Genomic DNA, 18,004 nt, shown 5'->3' on the forward strand with positions numbered 1-18,004 from the left:
TTTATTACTTCACTACTAGGATGAAAATATGTTACTTATTTTTTGTATAAATCAGTAAAATCTTAATTTCCTTTGATGTATTATAGGGATTAGAACTATTGAACTCCATGTATAACTTGTCGTCGAGTACAGCCCATTCAGCGATGAACGATTGTCCGGATGAAAGGTCAAATCCCAGAAAGTTCCCATCCACTTCGTATTTCACTTCCTGATTTTTCGTCTCATCTTCTTTAAGACATATTATATTTTCTTTGATCTCTATTCCGGAGTAAAATTCACCGTAACTACTGGAGCTATCAATATATAGCGTACGTCCTGCATCATCAACACAAACATTCTCCAGTACCCATTTCCCTTGCAGTAAATCCTTATTATTTTCTTTTGTCTGCGCAACTGCGAACAGTGAGATACTGAAGAAAATAATCAGTAAATGTGCCTTTGAACATATATTTTTAGGTTCCATAGACTTGCTCTTTTAATTTATTCAAATATTATCTCCTGATCGATGGGATCAGCCCAATCCTTAACAGTTATATTTATACTTAGATTTGTTTCCGGTTCCCCCCTGAAAGTGACTATGAGTTGTATGATCCGGTTAATTTTAGGTACAAAAGATATCTCGATGGGAGTCTTCCCGAAGTAGCTCTGTCCTTTCAGCGGCATACTGGTACGCAATCGCAATTTGTGAGTTGTGGTATCTATATGCTGTGTTTCGAAAGCATCAGACCCCCTGTGCGCCGGAACTATAAAATTTACAGTGTCGGCTTTTAATTGGGCATTAAAGTTGAAATACTCCCTGACCGGTATATTTCCCGAGTGGTCCGGATTGTCTTTACCGGGATAATATCCGCCAGACCAATCCAGCGTTGTAGGCACATCCAGCAGATCGACAAATGCATAATCATTTCTTCCTGAATGTATCTGGTCAAAGCCGGTATAATCCTTTAATATAACCTGTATTTTTGCCACATTCCGGTTCATCGTAGCTTGCTTTTCCGTCTTCATATTTTCGGTTATAACCGTATTTGGTAACGACGCGTATCTGAGTTCTGCCGGAGTTTGTGCTAAAAACTCATTTGCTGAAGTGGTAAAACCCGTTTTCCACATAGGATAAGTATTTGCTCCCCCATAAGGTGGAAGGGTTACTTTTCCGGCTATATCCGTATTACATGTCAAAAGCACAAGATTCGATATACCCACAGGCATATAAGTAGAAAGCTTATTATCATTTCTGACTATATTCAATTTCTTTTCTACAAACTTATCAGTGCTGGTAAACACATATATTAAAGCGTTATTCAGGAATACAGGATCGGTACCTGACTTTAAAGTCATCGTGATATTTGTCTCAAGAGGTTCTTCTTCTCCCACGATTTTATCTCCGTCGCATCCGGACAAAAGCGCAATTAAGGCGAATATGACAAACAACCCGAATGCTTTCGTAAATGAATCCATGCAATTAAAGGATAAGCTTATAATGATATTTTTATTCATAATCATTTCTTTTTACTTGTAAACATCTCCTGTCCAAGGGAAGAGATTCCGTCCCACTGTTTCTGTTATTTCAACTTCCGAATCTGTTGCCAGCGCATTCTTCAAGGCTGTAGGATTTCCGTACATACTTCCCAATCCTTTTATAGTAGCTGTGATCTGGTATTGATAATTACGCTTAACATAGTCATGATCTGCTGGTTTTCCCGCTTTAGGCTGATTTACTATTACCGGATAGTAGCACTTGAGAGTATTGAGACTGTTATCTTTAGAACTTTTAAAATTGTATCTTACACCTATTACCAGATAAGTGGGATAGCTACCGCTTTCATTCTCAAATGCGTAGAACCATAGAGGCGTCGCATTTGTACTAATATCATAATTAGTCGCTGTTATGGCTTCCATAAGATAATCTGCCGGCTCACTATCCTGATTCAGATTGTAAATCCGGGTTGAATTATTCAAAAAAGAATAACCTGTTTGACATCCATGACCAAACTTCTCGGTAAATCCAATCTGAGAATCAGCTGCAAATTTTGAAGTTGTCTTTGTATTCAGCATGAACACAGAATCTATCTGAAAGGTATAATCATTTGAAGGATAGCTAACCCCTTCAAAAGGCAGACTGGCAGGTAGGTCAAATTCAATTTTTCGTATGGCAATTCTTGCTGCCAAGCGCTCTATGTAGAAAGGGTTAGAGCCATCCAGCAACCAACCCTGACCCGGGTCAACGCCGTCGGGACGACCATTATTTGTTGTATATCCCAGATACTGGTGATCATATAAATTGTTAAGGGATACATTTTTTTTATAATTGCACATGGTAAGATTCATTTTCAGATTGGAAGGATTTATGCCTCCAATCGGTAAATCTTCGTCCGCATTCGGGGTTGTAGTCCCCGGATAAGGATAGCGTCCCTGTGTTGATAAATCTTCGTATTTCTTCAGGAAATCCTGGCTGTTGGTAACTGAGCTGAAATATTTATCAGGAGCATTTGCAATCACATAAATATCCCGTTTCCCCGCTGTAACGGTTATATCTTTTATTTCATTTATCTCTATATATTCTTTATCGTAAATTTGTCCGGTTACATTTTTTGTCTGACGGGCAACATATCCATATCCATCCAGTTTTCCTTCTTCCGACTCACCTTCCGATTTGAATACAAGCACTTCGAGACTGTATATCTTACTTTCAGCGCTTATATCCGGATTACCGGAAGATTTCTCTTTCCCTTGCTGAGGGGCATTAAGTAAAATAGAAAGAGAGGTTCCCTGTTTGAGACCTTCAGGAGCTGGTGATTCATCTCCGGAACATGAATACATAAGTGCCCCTGCCAGTATGCACATTAGCAGATAAGTATGTTTCTTTATATTCATTTTTTCCATTATCAATTTTCTTCTTTGCATTTGAGTCAGCGTCTTAATTATTGAAAAACATAGTGGATGTTGCACCAGGCTATTTTTTTCTTTTCGTTTTTCAGTAAGGATAAGGTGGACAGGCCTGCATAGTTGAATGCACTCCAGCATGTCTCGTTGTAGTTCAATGAACGTTTCTTTTCTACACCGCTAATATCCACTATACCTGTCAATCCCAATCTTATTGTCAACTTATCCCTGTTCCCATAGGCGAACGGTATCCATTTGTCTTTTCCGGAAACCAGAATTTCCACAACTCCGTTTCTCATCCTGTATCTGTAGAAGTAGCCGTAAGGCATGATTTTTAGCCGGGAATCATCTATAAAAATTACTCTCATCTCTTTATATAGATTTTCTTTTTCTTCTATCTCATCTTTCCACAAGTCGGATGGTCTTACCTCCGTAATGTCACAGGTGATAGCCCCTTTACGAGAACCTGTGTACATTACAAACTCTTTTATCTGTGAATGTCTGAACGATAAAATCAAAGGAATATTTATGTGTTTCATGTCTTACTTTTCATTAAATTTTAACTGCTAACGACCCCGGCTTCCCATCATACTTCACTTATTATTCGACAACTGAAAATCCGGCGATAGATTCTTTGGGAGAAATCTGTATTTCAGGAGCATTGTCCGGTTTCTTTACAGAGTCTATGCCTACTGCCAATTTTTTAATTCCTTTATTATCCGGGTTATGCAGAATAATACCGCTCAGGTTAATAGCACTACGGTTGCCATCGCCCCAGATACGTAAATCGTGACGGTTCGTGAATACGAAGTCTTTACCTTCTTCTGCTGTTGTCTGAGTATCTACTGAACAGGAAATAGCAATATCTCCTCCTGTGGCATTTGTAAGCAAAGCTCCATCCGAAGCCCTTAACAGGGCGAATTTGAAGAAACCGGAAACAATACTATTCATTCTGCCATGGTCGCCCAGCGAGTTTATCGCAATATGTGCCGGTTGATCTATAATTGTACCGGTACAGCTTAAGTTTGAGCTTTCGAAATTGATATTCGCATCATTGATCGCATATATCTTTCTGAAGTCTACAACCACAGACTTAGGTAATTCATAACGGGTGTCTTCTAATGTTTTCACATTAAACTTACCGGAACTGGCACCCCTTCCTATAACTATGCGCGGGCTGACTCCCATGTCAAAGTCCAAATTATCTGCGGTGCCTTTTCCATAAATACCTTCCACTATAATATCAGAGCCTGTAGCATTGATCAATGCTTCGCCATTTGTTTTGAAGATCCCCAGTTCATATATAATATCCTGTGCACCTTCAAGTCCGTCACGTGTACCCATCAACTTAACCAATACTTCCTGATCTTCTATATCTCCTACACCGACAGGTTTCACCATATAGCTTTGCTCCACATTTGCCAGGCGCAGTTCGAACATTTTACGCCCCTCCATCAAATTATTGGCCTTCACCGGGACTTCTACATCCTGCTTTATCATATATCGTGCTGTGCCATCGTTGGAAGGGACAAAAGACAGGCTACCCCTGGCAGGAAGATAGTTGTCGCTTTTGTTGGCTGTACCGTCTGTAGTCAGATATTCTACCCTTACAGGTATAGGGGCGCCCTGGTCTGTTGTCGGATAACCGGTAAGTGTGATGGTGAAGATAGCAGTTGTGAAGCCACTTACCGGTTTGTTTATCTTTACATCCGACACATATAGTCCATGCCCTAATTTTATCAGGCGGTTTTTCATATCTTTAAACAGGATATCCCCGTTTGGTGTGAACAGTATTTCTTCAAACATCTTTTTGTCATCCTCTATAGCATAACGATCGAACAGGAGTTCACCTGACGCAGACAACATACATACCCGTCCGCTCGACCTGCTGGTTAAGAATATACCGTTTGTTGTCATATGTACCTGATCGAAATTACCATCAGTAGCCTTTTGGTATATCTGGCGTCCGTCTTTAGACAATCCTATCATTGTGCCGCGACCACGTTCAGTATCATAGCCTACAATAACAGATTCTCCCGAAACAGGATTCATTTCCATACCCGAAATAGTTCCCTGCATTATATACTTCTGCAAATCTGTACCATCATTGCGCAACAGGGAATAGTAACTCTTATCCGCTGAATTTCCACCAACAAGAACATTCCCGTTCTTTGCCAGAGATAAATATTGTAAGGAAGCCTCGCCCGAAGCCGGTACAATCTCTTTGCTGAATATAATATCTCCTTCCGGACGTATTTTCATTATTCGTCCACCGGCTATTTGGCTGTTTCCGATAAGGAATATGTGGTCATCCTCCGCCGTAATCATTTTAAAGAGATGAAATTCCGGTTCCGGTAATTTTGTAACGAATACAGGTTTTCCATTACTGTCGAGCCTGACCACAGCAGATACAGTACCTTCTTCGGCTGTAAAAGCCGCATGTATATATTCCCTGGAACTGCCGAGTACATCGAAACCCATACATGGACCACCTTCATCGGAAATATATTTATAAACTACTTTGCCGGTAGAATCCACCTTGGCAAGCATACCTGCCCGAACGCTTCCGGAGCGCGGCTCATATCCTCCTAATACAAAGCTGCCGTCCCGAAGCTGCTGTCCGCAGAACAGTTCACTACCGATTTCTCCGACATTAATATCTTTAAGTATTTCTCCTGTTTTATCAGTTATAATAAATCTGCCGTAAACGCCTTTGTCTTTTTTCTTCGAAAGCCAATCCCGGGATTGCCCCAGTATCAATAGTTTACTATTACCTATGTGGTAAGCGTTGTTTACAGACTCAAACCCTTTCGTCAAAGTACGGGAAGCAACAGCCGATCCATCCCTGCTGATCCATGTGACCGTAGTAACACCGTCATTACTTCCTATCAGGGCTACCTCCCCGTTTGTGACAGGGCAGGTATACTGGTATGTGATGTCTTCACCATATGTCCTGTCGTAAACGACAGGCATGTATTGGGCATGAATATTGATTAGTGGATATGTCGATGACAAAACCAAAACGACCAAAATGGCATACAATTTCCTTCTTAACTGCATTGTAATAATATTTATTTTGTTATTGCTTTTATATCTACTCGCCGTACATCCCGGTTGAGTCGTATTTTATTCTCTAATGGAAGATATTGGTAAAGGGATTTACCTGATAATTCCTGGCTGAATTGCGATAATAAAGAGGAAAAATCGATATCGGCCGCAATCTGTCCTTTACCTTGCATTAACAGCTTAGCCGTTATACCGTTATCTTTCATCCAGTTTCCGACTTCGACAGCTCTTTGTTCAGAAAGAACCTGATTATATTGTTCTCCTCCGATTTCATCAGCATAACCTTCCATGACGAGCGTATCTATTTTGCTGAAATCAGATTCTTTTTGCCATGCCTCAAGGGCTTTCAACGATTCTGCGCCTAACATATAAGAGTTAAAATCGAAATAGAGGCTCAACACATGTTCTACAAACCGGCTACTGGGCAAAGCCTCCTTTAAAGGACCTGTATGACTCTTATTTTCGTCCCTTATTAGATTTATAGATCCATTGCTTACAGCTTTAGCTTCTGATATGCCAAAAAGCATGTTATTTTTTCGTTTGTCCGATATATTCCGCTCGAAGTAGAATATATCATCTTTATTTGCTGTTTTTCTGTCCGAAACAATGTATCCTCGGTCTTCGTCGATATGAAGCAAGCTAAAATCATTGTGAACCGTATTTATCGGATAGTCAAAATGTACCAGGCTTCCATCTACGGTATGTCCGTTTTCATAAGTTATGCCATATACATCATAACCGCCAAATCCTATATGACCATTAGAGGAAAAGATCAGCATATCATCAAACAAGCTCGGTGAGATTTCATCTCCTTCGGTATTGACCTGAGAGCCAAGGTTTACAGATTCACCCCATGTTCCTTTCCGGTCGTCCCAGTGAGTAACATAAATATCGTACCCGCCAAAACCGCCGGGCATATCCGATGCAAAAAGCAACGAACGGTCGTTATTGAATAAATAAGGATGAGAATAAGAGCTGCCTTCTATTTGATGGAAAATTTCTTTGAAGGAAGACCAGCCTTTTCGTTTCTGGTCATAGTTTGAATAATATAATCTGGTCTGGAAAGTATTCAGCCCCTGAGCTGTCATTCCTATTCCTTCGCTTTTTCCATAATAAACCTGAGTTACTACCATTCTGGTCATATTACGCGAAAACGACATGGGGCCATTTTGCAAACTGGAAGGAATCATATCCAACATCCGTTTTTTTATATCTCCTTCATTCCTAACGGAATATACGGAACTTTCAGCCAGTGAAAAATAATTGCTGCGGTGGTAGAATTTCTTATTCGGATCGTGGAAACGACTCTTGCTGCTGGCATAAAAATACTCACCTGCTTTCACACCTACCCAAAACTCAGAATTAGAAGTATTTACTTTATCCAATGACCGAACTGTAAACTCGGGTATCCCTATTGGTAAAAAGCCATCTTCGTAATTAAGAGCATGTAAGATATTCTGGTAACGCTGATCTGAATGATAAGTATCGCGAAAGGCATACCGTCGGGCCAGGCTAATGGCTTTCATCCGCTGTCCAGAAAAACGCAGGGCATCCAGATAATTACATATATCCGCTGTACTGAATAAGTTGCCGGAGATAGCCATGGCCGACTCATAATGAGGTACAGCCTTTGCATAATCCAACAGAGTGAGGTATAAACGCGCTACTTTCAGATGTAAAGCTGCCCCATATCCTGAACTTAAAGCATGACTAAAGGCTGTTTCGTAAATAGCCATCGCCTCGTCAAAATCCTGACGAATGAATTTTCGGTCGGCGCGAGCCTCAATCCCTTTAGCTCTCCTGTCTCCTTCCGTTTCATTTTTGATATCATCACCTATTGCGGATAATGAAATAAAAAACAAGAATATAAGGAAAACGGATCGTATTATATTGTTAATCATAAGAGTCTTTTATCTGAATATATTATACACGAATGATACTCCGATTTTAGTGGGTCCTACATAATTTTTTGTCTTTTTGATTTCCTCTGCGAAATTTGCGTATTCACCCCCAAGTTGATATTTATCATATTCCAGAAGAGCATATCCTACTCCAATATTAACATCTATGCGAAAACGGCTCGACAGATAGAATTTATATCCGGCTGTGACTCCGGCCGACATTCCCCATCCTTTGCGACGGTAACTGGTTTTCTCTTCATCCTTGTTTTTTAGTCCGATATTGAAATTTCCGGCCATTGCATAAGGTCCTACATAAAAACCGTCCCAAAGGTCGTTTGTATAATAATACTTAGGATTGAGGTAATACCTGAAATCGAGACTGCCGACAAGTACCCGGAACACTTCTTCATTTTTTTTGAATAAATAGGGCATCCACATGACATCTGTGTTTATCGTAAGCTGCCGTCCGACAGTCCATTCAATACCAAAATTGGGGTTTCCGGTCAAAATAAAAGGAATATTTGTTTTCAGTGCCTGAGATTTTACTACCGGGGTATAACAAAAGAACATCAGTAGTATAGCACCGGTAAAAATGTATTTAAAATAATGTTTCATTGATTCATAAATTAATAAATATCTGTTTATACGCCTATTCCGCCACCACCGGGGCCGGAGTTTTCTTCCGTCTCTATCTGAGGATTCCATTTCTCCGGATCCTCTAACCTCAATATCTGGATATTATTACCATCAACTTCTATTATGTGGGTCTCATTCATATGCAAGACGATTGGGATTCCCATTTTGTCTGTAAAAGGAATGGTCAAAACGGATAAGGTATTATCAGATTGCCCGATAAAGCTCAACTTTAAAACGATGGGTTCAAGCTCACGTCCTTCTGCTGATAAGTCGGGTGAAGGAAAATAATAATTCTGAACCCCGAATTCGAAGTCTTTATATTCAACATCGAATGTTTTACCGCTCAATCGCATTATATCTGATGTACTATTTCGCGAAGACCGAGTACTGGTACTGTCTTTTAGCGCCAACAGGTATTGGGTGACACCTACACCTGAGGCCTCAATGTCTATTTTCTTTATATTGGTATATGTTAATGAAGCATCTAATTTGAAAAGATTCTTAAAAGCTATGCAAATACGCCCTACATATTTCCGTTCAAAAAAAGCCGTATCGGAAACTACCGGGCCAGGAAAGTTAATTGATGGAGTTTTATACTCCAGATAAATTGCAGAAGGTTCTTTATAAGTTCCATCCGTAGATTGTTGCAGATCGAATCTGGCTTGGCTATATATGTTTAAGTCCTGAAAAAGTGTTCCCTGGGCATTTGTAAAGCAGTACACATTGTAACTGCCGGGATAAAGCCTGAAATTAAAATTTCCCAGCCTGCTTCGTGCATTTTCCGAAAATGGACTACCGGAATATCTTTCCTTTTTAAGTTCATCATTATAGATAAAGATGCTAAGATCCTCGATACTATATGTCTCTGTCCTTATATTCTTATCAGCTTTGGGTACATAAATTTCATAATTGGTTTCATCCTCGAAATAGTCATATGTACATGATGATAAATACAATAGAGCAGGTAGATAAAAAAACTGTAAGTAATATCTTTTATTCATTTTTTTTAGATAATAAGATAACATCCAGCTACTATCCGCCCTGCCGGAACAATACTTGGATAAAGTATTGTTCCAGTAAAAGAGCAAGATAATAATGTTCAATTAGTTATTCAGATCTTGATTGTTTATGAAAAACCCGGCACAAATATTTAGACTTCGACTTGTTCGCTTTCTATTTTTGAGTTCCAGTTTTCAGGAGCGCCAACTTCTATAATCAGTGTGCCTTCGTTTTGAGGTTCAGGTATTTCGGGGTATCCCTTCGATTTGATGGTCATATTTACTTCCCGTATCACATTTGGAGAGAAAACACCTTTGATTGTACCTGCCCAATATACCGATTGAGGTTTTGATGCTATTGTTCCATCAGCATACTGATATCCGGTTGGAGCCCATCCTGTGAGGATAACAAAATACATTCTTGCAGGCTCCGCGTTAACATTCGTAGCTTTCCCTTCTGCCTTGGTGGCATTTGGTAATACATGGATATCTTTCCATAGCGTAAATTTATTATCAACAATAACTTTTGGGTCATAACCTGTTGTCGGATCAGCATCATTATAAGTACTTGTTCCGCTGGAACCGATCATAATTCTGTTAGCATCGGAAGCAGTCGCATAAATACCACCGGCAAATGATCCCGACTTGAGGCCTATACCAACAGGCATGTTTCCTATAGCAATAAAATTACTGGTATTGGCAAAATCTACCGTGCTCAACTTTGGCGCGTCCTCCTTATCAGTTTTATCTACGCGTATACGCATCAATGAGATTTCTCTTTTCAGCATTAACGGGGTAGAAGAAAGGTCTGTAGTTTTTCCTTCTTCTACTTTTATATTTGAAGAATATGCCGTGAATATTTCTGAAGCAGGCGAGTATGCAGCCGTTTGAGAGAAAGTATGTCCGGCAGGCAGAGTAGATTCTTTCAGATCGATAAACAGTTCAGAATTAAGTTTTTTGTTCAAAACATTGTATGCATCAAATTTTGCCCAAGTTGTACCGCCATCGAGTGAAGTAGCCACATTGTCCACATCGCTCTTGATGTTTGCCACGATTGCCAGATCATAAGTGCCCTGAGGTACATTTGTCCATTTAAAAACCTTGGTTGAAGACGTTGATGGATCTATAACATCTGAAAAAGCAACAGCGCCACTCACTGAGTTATATAAAAATAATTGTATTTTGTTCACGTTGCTCCAACCAGTAACAGGGATAGCTGTTGAAGACGCATCTTTGGTGGTAATACCATCAAATCTGACTTCAGTCACTAAGTCTCCTGTATTTGAAGCCACCGGAACATTTTCATCGCTACCGCAAGAAGAGAGTAGCAGGATGGCAGAAGCCAGGCTAAATAATACTTTTTTCATTTTTCTAATTTTTAATTTAAAATAGATTTTAGATAATATAGTTGATTAAAAAATGGATAATCTCTCCCAATCCAAACTTTATCAATGTCAAACAGTATTTGTTAATATATAACTCGATCAAATAGTCTTAACATTAGATAATTCATTTCGCTTCATGCTATATCATTGATAATATTACTATTATCAAGTTTGTAATAATATTATCTTTTTGTTAATAGTCTGTCACTTTAGAAGTGACAGGCAGAAGATAGACACTGATATATAAATAGCTGACATATAGTATATAAAATACTAACCCAACCTTCAAATAGTTTTACAAACTGTCGAACAAATTATTTATCCGAAAGGGTATATAGTATGTAAATTAATAGCTATTAATTTGAATAATAGATAGTTGTAATTGATACTATGTATAAGTAAAGGCAAAAATGATTTTTTTTTACAAACATTTGTTAAACATATTGAAAACTTGGGTGTTATGGGACTTTTATATTTAGAAGAGCATTTAAGATGTATAAATTACGACCATGATAAAAATCCCGCAATAGAATTCGTTTCTATTGAAGAGGGGGAATCTTGGGACAATCTGTCTTTGGGCAATAAACTGATATTCTTGTTAGATGGGAGATTTGTCTTTTCATTCGGGGAATATTCTGATTGCCAAATTAGATGTAAGCAGATATTATATCTTCCTACAGGCTATAAGTTTAATTGTAAGGCATTGGAGAAAAGTAACTTTTTTGTAATATGCATACAAGGGCATACTTGTTTCTGTGATAATTACCATTTCAAAGATCTTGAGAAAGAAGTCATATATAAGGTTAAACGCCCGGCCTCTACAGTAAATAGCTTATTCACACTGGAAATGAATGAATACTTAGAGAAGTATCTTGATAATCTGCTTGATTATATACATGTTGGTGTCAAATGCAGGTCTTTTTATCAGCTGAAAATAAAAGAGTTATTCTATATTTTCCGATGGTTTTATCCGAAAAATGTTTTGTGGGAGTTCTTTCAATATGATTTGAAGAGTGGAAACGAGTTTGCAGCATCTATCATGGATACCTGGTATAAATACAAATCGGTGGGAGAACTCGCTAATGCCATGAATTACACAACATCCGGCTTCGAAAAACGATTTAAGCGTATATTTGGATTATCTCCATATAAATGGATGAAGGATCAGAAAGCTAAAAGGATCTTTCATCAGATAAGAAATACGAATCAAACTTTTAAACAGATTAGTTCTGACTTCGGATTTGCATCCTTACCTAGTTTTAATGATTTTTGTAAAGCTAATTTCGGAAAGCCACCGGGGAATATAAGAGAAAAATAATAGGTTTGGCGGAAAATCAGAATAAGTGGGTAGCTATTAATAAGGTTTAATATTAAAATTTAAATAAATTTGTGTATCCGTTTTTTGGCTTCTGCCTGTCACTTCTAAAGTGACGGAGTTGATGGTAAACAATCTACAGATCGTAAAGATATGTATTTAACATTTATAAATTGACATATTTATGAACATTTTAACAGTTTTTTTATTAATAATACATATATACTATTTACATAAAGATGGCGTTTTCTTAGAATTATACAAATCTCAGCTTACCTTATATAAGGCAAGAAAAACAGGAGATAATATCATATGAGTTCTGCAAGGTTATGATAATGATAAATATTCAATCTGTTGCAAACAACTGCTTTCGCGGATTTATATCTATAGAAGCTGAAACAATATCATTTGCGTTATCCAAAACCGAGCGATCCAAAGATGCCAAATAGGTATAGGTTGTTTTTTCATTATTGTGTCCTAAGCTTTCGCTTATTACCCATATAGGCAGGTTCTCTTTTTTTGCCATTGTTGCCCAACTATGACGGGATACATGTGTAGATAGGGACTTGTCGATATTGGCTTGGGATGCCAGGATTTTGAGATATCTGTTTTGTTGGCGTAATCCGCTTTCATAGTACAATCGTTTCGACTTATTATCATCGTGGATAATAGGGAATAAATAAGGTGAATTCTTCACGTCGTTAGCAAAGCTATCTATCAGTGACTGTAATCTGGGTGTTATCTTAATTTCTATCATCTGTCCTGTTTTTTTCCGGTAGTAACGGATAAGCTCGCCCTGAATATTATCTTTACGTAAATAAGCCATATCTACGAAGCTCATACCACGGGTATGGAAACAAAAGAAGAATAAACGCCACGCCTTGTACAGACTCACATCGCTCAAAGAATCAGGAACCTTCTCACTATCGGAGAACTGAGAGAATTTCAAATTATGAAGCCGCAGAATTTCCTCTTGATTAAGTGCTCGTTTTCGTGTTTTATCCACTCCGGTATAGACTTCCAAAAATGGGTTTTCATTTTTGTTCTCTATAAATCCTTTGCGTACAGCTTTATTATAGATAGCCCGTAGATTCCGCATATAAAAAGAAATAGTGTTCAGGCTTCGTCCTTTTTCTTTCATGGAGCGCTCATAACTCCTGATAAGAAAATTATCAATATGGATTAGAGGAATATCTTTCCCTTTATTAAATTCTATAAGTCCATAGGCTGCTGTCCGGTAAGCCCGGGCTGTACGCTCCTGTCCGAAACGTACCAGTTCACAGGATAATTGCCGGACTAATTGCTGGAGGCTCATATCCGACGAGTCATATCTGAAGTGGAGAGCAATATCCTCCACATCATAATGCCCGTCTTTCTCCAATAAACACACAGCCTGTTCGAATAGACTTTTGCTTTGCGCCAGATACTTTTCAGCCTGAAGTATATAAGATTCTCTTTCCGGATATTTATGTACTATCCGTTGCTGGTCTGCGTTCCATTCTTCAGGGTACAATTTGAACGGAATACTCAACTGTTTAATTTTACGATGGTGAATGAATCTCATATTCAAACTTCCAACATAATCCGTACCTCTGGATGAAGGACGGTAGATAAAAGACATAGTCGCCATTATTAAGCTCTTTTATATAAATATTAAAAAATTAATTACTCAAATATTCTGATAAACTCACTTGATATTAACTGTCAAAACCTGAAGGCGTGTTCTTCGATAGATTATAAATACATTTGGTAATTATTTCCCTCATATAACACCTGGCTTCCTCTACAGGACTTAAGCAAGCCGATAATAAATCTCCGGATCTGGATATACATCAATGCCTGATATTGTCAATATAGAGGATACCCTGGTATATTCGAAAGTCTCCCTTAAACGTTCTTTGACGGATAAGAAGTTGCTCTTTTAATCAAAGTTTACAACAAGTCCTCTCTTTGCAGGCTTTCCCCTCCTAAAACCTGCAACCTTTTCTTAGAAATCTGTTTGTAGGCAATCAGAAATTACTGCCCTATGGAGAAACCATATAGCGATGCCAAACAAACTGAATTCATCGTAAAAAAGATGATGCCCCTGTCGGAGTCATACTTCTAAAAAAATTCTTATATCTTCTTTTGTCTGTCGTCCTTTTGCTTCATCTCTATTGGATAGAAACCTTTTTCTGTCGGAAAGAAAATCCAATGAATAAAACATATTATAAATACAGGCCTGTTTATACTCACCCCTGTATTGTATTGGCATAAAATTACCTTTTAGGCCCCTGCACGTACTATATAGATAAAATCTGCACCTCTCTGGGTCCCGCTTTACAGATTCTTTACGAAACTCCTTCTGTATTCAATTTAACTGTGCCGGATTTACCTTTGCTGAATTGAAAAGCAATATAAAACTTTATCTTCAATTTATATTTATCATCATAACTAAGCCCTAAGCTACAGCTCTTTTACTTTATGGTCAATAATTTTTATGATTTAGCCATAAAGATAATAAGAATATATGTATGTCCTATTTAATCCGGAAGCTTTTATCTTATATTAAAAGTCTTTATAAATAAAGAGAAAAGCAGAAGAAAAAGAAGCCCTCTGTTCCCCCATGAAGAATTTACAATGCCCTGCATGGGGGAGAATAGGAGAGGGCCTGTTCTCTAATCTACTTATAATAATTTTAATATCAATACTTTGAAACGATAAAACTATAAGCTCCGGATGGAACAGTTATTTGATTCGGACTCTTCTTATCTACCGTAATCCCACTTACTTTCTCAAGAGGGATTCCCGATTCGGAAACAATATTTTTTCCCCATTCCGGAAAGCTTATCGTTGCTGTCGTATTCGCAGGAATAAGTACCTTAAGACAGAAGTTCTCTTCTTTATCGATACTCCAGTCCGAAACGATCTTTCCGTACAAACTATTGTAGGATGCTTTACAATACCGTAAATCCTGAACCGGTTTCGGCTCTATGTAAAAATGCTTCATCCCCGGATTTAACTTATCGGCTTTTATTCCGGCAAGCGAATTGTAAAACCATGCTACTACACTGCCAAACATCGGATGACAATGTCCGCTTCCATTGGGATCATCACCGCCGCCATCCCATGTTTCCCATAGGGTACTGTTCTTGTCATCCATCAGATAGCCATATCCTGTAAAGTCTTTTTGATCCATCAGCTTATATGCGATATCCACCCTTCCGTTTTCGGTTAACGCACTTAAAGTAAGAGGTGTGCCGAATATCCCCGTATCGAAATGATAATTGATACTTTCCAGGTGTTCCAGCATGGCTGCCAGAACATTATCCCGCTTATCTCCGGGTACCAGTCCGAATGCGAGAGCATAAGCGTCGGCTCCTTGCTTTCCTTTCCGGTAATGACTGGTTGAGGGATCAAAAAAAGCCTTGTTAAAATTGCTTTTTATCGTTTCCGCCAAAGAGGCAAATGCTGCTTCATCATCACCTCTGCCCAATACTTTTGCTACATCGGCCATTATACTGGCTGTACGATAGAAGAAAGCCGTATTAACAAATTCTGTGGGGATCTCTATACTATTGTAAGGCGTACACCAATCGCCCAGACACCATCCCCCGGGCTCTTCCCTGACCACAAGTCCCCTTTCGTCCGTTCTTGTTTGCAGATATCCTATCCATTGTTTCATTCCATTATAATGTTTTTGCAATATAGAGATATCTCCGTAATGGCAAAAATAAGCCCATGGTATTATCACATAGGCCGATCCCCACGCGGGACCGCCACCGCCGCCGCTAAATGGTGCGGTATGCGGTACATAGCCGGAATTTTTATTTCGGGCATCATCCATATCATCAATGAATTTGCTGAGAAAACGCGTCATATCGAACGAATATAACAAACTCTCCGATATTACCTGTCCGTCGCCTGTATACGCCAGCCTTTCTCTGTGTGGATCGCTGCTTATGATCCCCTTAAAATTTGCATGCATAGTGCGGACCCAGGCTCTGTGTATACGATTGAAGAGTTCATTAGAGCACTCGAAGCTGCCTGTATTGTCTACATCCGTATAAATAGATTTGACTGTTACGCTGCGTTCCGATACAGAGGTACCTTTCGCTGCTATCTCTATCTTTCTGAAAGTATGCCATGTGAATTTCGGCTCCCAGGTCTCACTATTTCCTCCTCTCAGTATATAGGTATCTGTTTGCCCGTAATCGTAACCCTCCTCGGTAATGAACCGAAGCTTCAAAATATCCCCTTTATTTCCTTTAACATCGATGCTACACCATCCCGAAACAGTTTCCGGGAGAGTAAATGTATAAATACTATCGCCGGAATTTTTAAACGTAGTGTCTACCGTGCGCATTACCTTTGTGAAAGGTACGGTCTGCGCCATTAACCTGCCGCTCGGAGGGCGGACTTCGAGGGCCGCCTGCCATGCCTTATCTTCATATGATTCACGGTTCCACGCCCCCAGGTCCAGACGGGCATCATAAACTTCCCCCGTAAATATGGCATCATGCACCAATGGGCCGGTCGTTGCCTTCCATGATTTGTCCGAAACGATCGTTTCCCGGGTTCCATCCTTATATTCTATCTCCAGTTGCAGTATCATTTTGGGCACATCATACCACATATATCCTTCGACAATGCGGTCGCGTTGGTTGTACCAGCCATTACCCAGTATTACTCCTATGGCGTTGTTCTTTGCTTTTAAGTTTTTAGTAACATCGAATGTATTATAAAACACACGTTGGGTGGATTGGTCGTCGTAATGATACAAAAGGTTTTTAAGCGAACGCCTGTCATAATTGGTAACGGCCGGGGACAATACCTGGTCTCCTATTTTCTCTCCATTGATATACATTTCGTAAAAACCCAGGCCACTGATATAAGCCATTGCTTTTTTTACGGTTTTGCCAACAGCAAACTCTTTCCGGAGATAAGGTGCCGGAAAAATCTGTGTGGAGTCAGGAAACTGATCCACTCTTTGTCCTATCCATTTGGCCTTCCAATCGGAGGGCTGAAGCAGCCCCATAGTCCAGGTGGCTATATCGCTCCAACCGGAAGGTGTACCGGTTTCGTCCCATACCATTACCTTCCAATACGCTTGCGCCTTCGAATTCAGAGGTATTCCTTTATATCTGATGATCGACCCGGACGATTGTACCTTCCCCGAATCCCAATAGTCACTCTGATCTTTTTCCAGTAAAGAAATATCGCTTGAAACCAGAATGCGGTATGCTGACTGACTTTTAGCCCTTTTATCTGACGAGAGTTGCCACTTGAGGAGAGGGGTAACACTCTCTATGGATAAAGGTTCTTCCATATAGTCGCATAATAGATTTTCTACAAGAATATCTTTCTTTTCGCAGGCAGTAAAAATGACTACAAAAAGTATGATAAGAATATTTTTCCTATTTTTTTTCATGGATAAAAATATATTTAAAGTCTCTTTTTATTTTTAATTGTCAACATTCAACTCAAAAAAGGTAACAAAAGTAACAGAGTACAATGAAGAATTAAGAACCAACGCTCAACGGAGCTAATCCTTTTGTCATGTTGAGCGAAGCATCTCCTTCATAAAAAATTTCTTTCTTAAAGGTCATGAGGCGTAAAATCCATTTTTCATTCTTTTATTCTCAAATTTTTACTTTTATTAACCATATATGGTTAAAAAGTAACAAAGGTAACACGAAATACAATTAAGAATGAAGAATGAAAAATTGAGAACCAACGGTCAGCGGAGCTAATTCTTTTCCTTGTAACCCGTAACTGCCCGAAGGGCGAAGTAACTCGTAACTATTTCAAAAAAGTTACAAAAGTTACACTTTTTCCACTATT

At 39.0% G+C, this 18,004-nt stretch carries 12 protein-coding genes; 1 reads left to right on the plus strand and 11 read right to left on the minus strand.

Features of this window, described 5'->3' with window-relative positions:
* Positions 1 to 31 precede the first annotated feature (31 nt).
* The 9 genes from ACFO6W_RS23915 to ACFO6W_RS23955 form a co-directional block, all read right to left on the minus strand.
* Positions 32 to 463, minus strand: coding sequence for a hypothetical protein (locus ACFO6W_RS23915; RefSeq protein ID WP_380001257.1), 432 nt, complete (start codon positions 461 to 463; stop codon positions 32 to 34).
* Between the two features lie 17 nt (positions 464 to 480).
* Complete coding sequence (locus ACFO6W_RS23920; protein WP_380001259.1) at positions 481 to 1,494, minus strand: FimB/Mfa2 family fimbrial subunit; 1,014 nt, start codon at positions 1,492 to 1,494, stop codon at positions 481 to 483.
* Between the two features lie 12 nt (positions 1,495 to 1,506).
* Positions 1,507 to 2,901 carry a fimbrial protein gene (locus ACFO6W_RS23925; protein WP_380001261.1) on the minus strand — a complete coding sequence of 465 codons (1,395 nt, stop codon included), beginning with the start codon at positions 2,899 to 2,901 and terminating at the stop codon, positions 1,507 to 1,509.
* 17 nt (positions 2,902 to 2,918) lie between these two features.
* Complete coding sequence (locus tag ACFO6W_RS23930; protein WP_380001263.1) at positions 2,919 to 3,419, minus strand: hypothetical protein; 501 nt, start codon at positions 3,417 to 3,419, stop codon at positions 2,919 to 2,921.
* A 61-nt stretch (positions 3,420 to 3,480) separates the two neighbouring features.
* On the minus strand, positions 3,481 to 5,940 hold the full coding sequence (locus tag ACFO6W_RS23935; RefSeq protein ID WP_380001265.1) for a Calx-beta domain-containing protein: 2,460 nt from the start codon (positions 5,938 to 5,940) through the stop codon (positions 3,481 to 3,483).
* An 11-nt stretch (positions 5,941 to 5,951) separates the two neighbouring features.
* A complete protein-coding gene (locus ACFO6W_RS23940; RefSeq protein ID WP_380001267.1) occupies positions 5,952 to 7,847 on the minus strand; it encodes an OmpA family protein in 1,896 nt (631 codons plus the stop codon).
* Between the two features lie 9 nt (positions 7,848 to 7,856).
* Positions 7,857 to 8,462, minus strand: coding sequence for a DUF3575 domain-containing protein (locus tag ACFO6W_RS23945; protein WP_380001269.1), 606 nt, complete (start codon positions 8,460 to 8,462; stop codon positions 7,857 to 7,859).
* A 26-nt stretch (positions 8,463 to 8,488) separates the two neighbouring features.
* The gene (locus tag ACFO6W_RS23950; RefSeq protein WP_380001271.1) at positions 8,489 to 9,484 is read right to left on the minus strand and encodes a hypothetical protein; all 996 of its coding nucleotides are present in this window, start codon (positions 9,482 to 9,484) and stop codon (positions 8,489 to 8,491) included.
* 149 nt (positions 9,485 to 9,633) lie between these two features.
* A complete protein-coding gene (locus ACFO6W_RS23955) occupies positions 9,634 to 10,848 on the minus strand; it encodes a FimB/Mfa2 family fimbrial subunit (protein WP_380001273.1) in 1,215 nt (404 codons plus the stop codon).
* 478 nt (positions 10,849 to 11,326) lie between these two features.
* Here ACFO6W_RS23955 and ACFO6W_RS23960 point away from each other — a divergent pair, with 478 nt between their 5' ends.
* On the plus strand, positions 11,327 to 12,184 hold the full coding sequence (locus ACFO6W_RS23960) for a helix-turn-helix domain-containing protein (protein WP_380001275.1): 858 nt from the start codon (positions 11,327 to 11,329) through the stop codon (positions 12,182 to 12,184).
* Positions 12,185 to 12,527: 343 nt separating this feature from the next.
* Here ACFO6W_RS23960 and ACFO6W_RS23965 read toward each other — a convergent pair whose 3' ends face one another.
* A complete protein-coding gene (locus ACFO6W_RS23965; RefSeq protein ID WP_380001277.1) occupies positions 12,528 to 13,802 on the minus strand; it encodes a phage integrase SAM-like domain-containing protein in 1,275 nt (424 codons plus the stop codon).
* Positions 13,803 to 14,864: 1,062 nt separating this feature from the next.
* Positions 14,865 to 17,591: a family 78 glycoside hydrolase catalytic domain gene (locus ACFO6W_RS23970; protein ID WP_380001279.1), complete on the minus strand. Its 2,727-nt coding sequence runs from the start codon at positions 17,589 to 17,591 to the stop codon at positions 14,865 to 14,867.
* Positions 17,592 to 18,004 lie beyond the last annotated feature (413 nt).

It is taken from the genome of Dysgonomonas termitidis (assembly GCF_042654545.1).
Lineage (GTDB): Bacteria > Bacteroidota > Bacteroidia > Bacteroidales > Dysgonomonadaceae > Dysgonomonas > Dysgonomonas termitidis.

Coding starts and splice junctions, on each gene's coding strand:
- ACFO6W_RS23955 (WP_380001273.1), bottom strand. CDS start 10,848: ATGAAAAAAGTATTATTTAGCCTGGCTTCTGCCATCCTGCTACTCTCT.
- ACFO6W_RS23925 (WP_380001261.1), bottom strand. CDS start 2,901: ATGCAAAGAAGAAAATTGATAATGGAAAAAATGAATATAAAGAAACAT.
- ACFO6W_RS23935 (WP_380001265.1), bottom strand. CDS start 5,940: ATGCAGTTAAGAAGGAAATTGTATGCCATTTTGGTCGTTTTGGTTTTG.
- ACFO6W_RS23945 (WP_380001269.1), bottom strand. CDS start 8,462: ATGAAACATTATTTTAAATACATTTTTACCGGTGCTATACTACTGATG.
- ACFO6W_RS23960 (WP_380001275.1), top strand. CDS start 11,327: ATGGGACTTTTATATTTAGAAGAGCATTTAAGATGTATAAATTACGAC.
- ACFO6W_RS23940 (WP_380001267.1), bottom strand. CDS start 7,847: ATGATTAACAATATAATACGATCCGTTTTCCTTATATTCTTGTTTTTT.
- ACFO6W_RS23965 (WP_380001277.1), bottom strand. CDS start 13,802: ATGTCTTTTATCTACCGTCCTTCATCCAGAGGTACGGATTATGTTGGA.
- ACFO6W_RS23970 (WP_380001279.1), bottom strand. CDS start 17,591: ATGAAAAAAAATAGGAAAAATATTCTTATCATACTTTTTGTAGTCATT.
- ACFO6W_RS23920 (WP_380001259.1), bottom strand. CDS start 1,494: ATGAATAAAAATATCATTATAAGCTTATCCTTTAATTGCATGGATTCA.
- ACFO6W_RS23950 (WP_380001271.1), bottom strand. CDS start 9,484: ATGAATAAAAGATATTACTTACAGTTTTTTTATCTACCTGCTCTATTG.
- ACFO6W_RS23930 (WP_380001263.1), bottom strand. CDS start 3,419: ATGAAACACATAAATATTCCTTTGATTTTATCGTTCAGACATTCACAG.
- ACFO6W_RS23915 (WP_380001257.1), bottom strand. CDS start 463: ATGGAACCTAAAAATATATGTTCAAAGGCACATTTACTGATTATTTTC.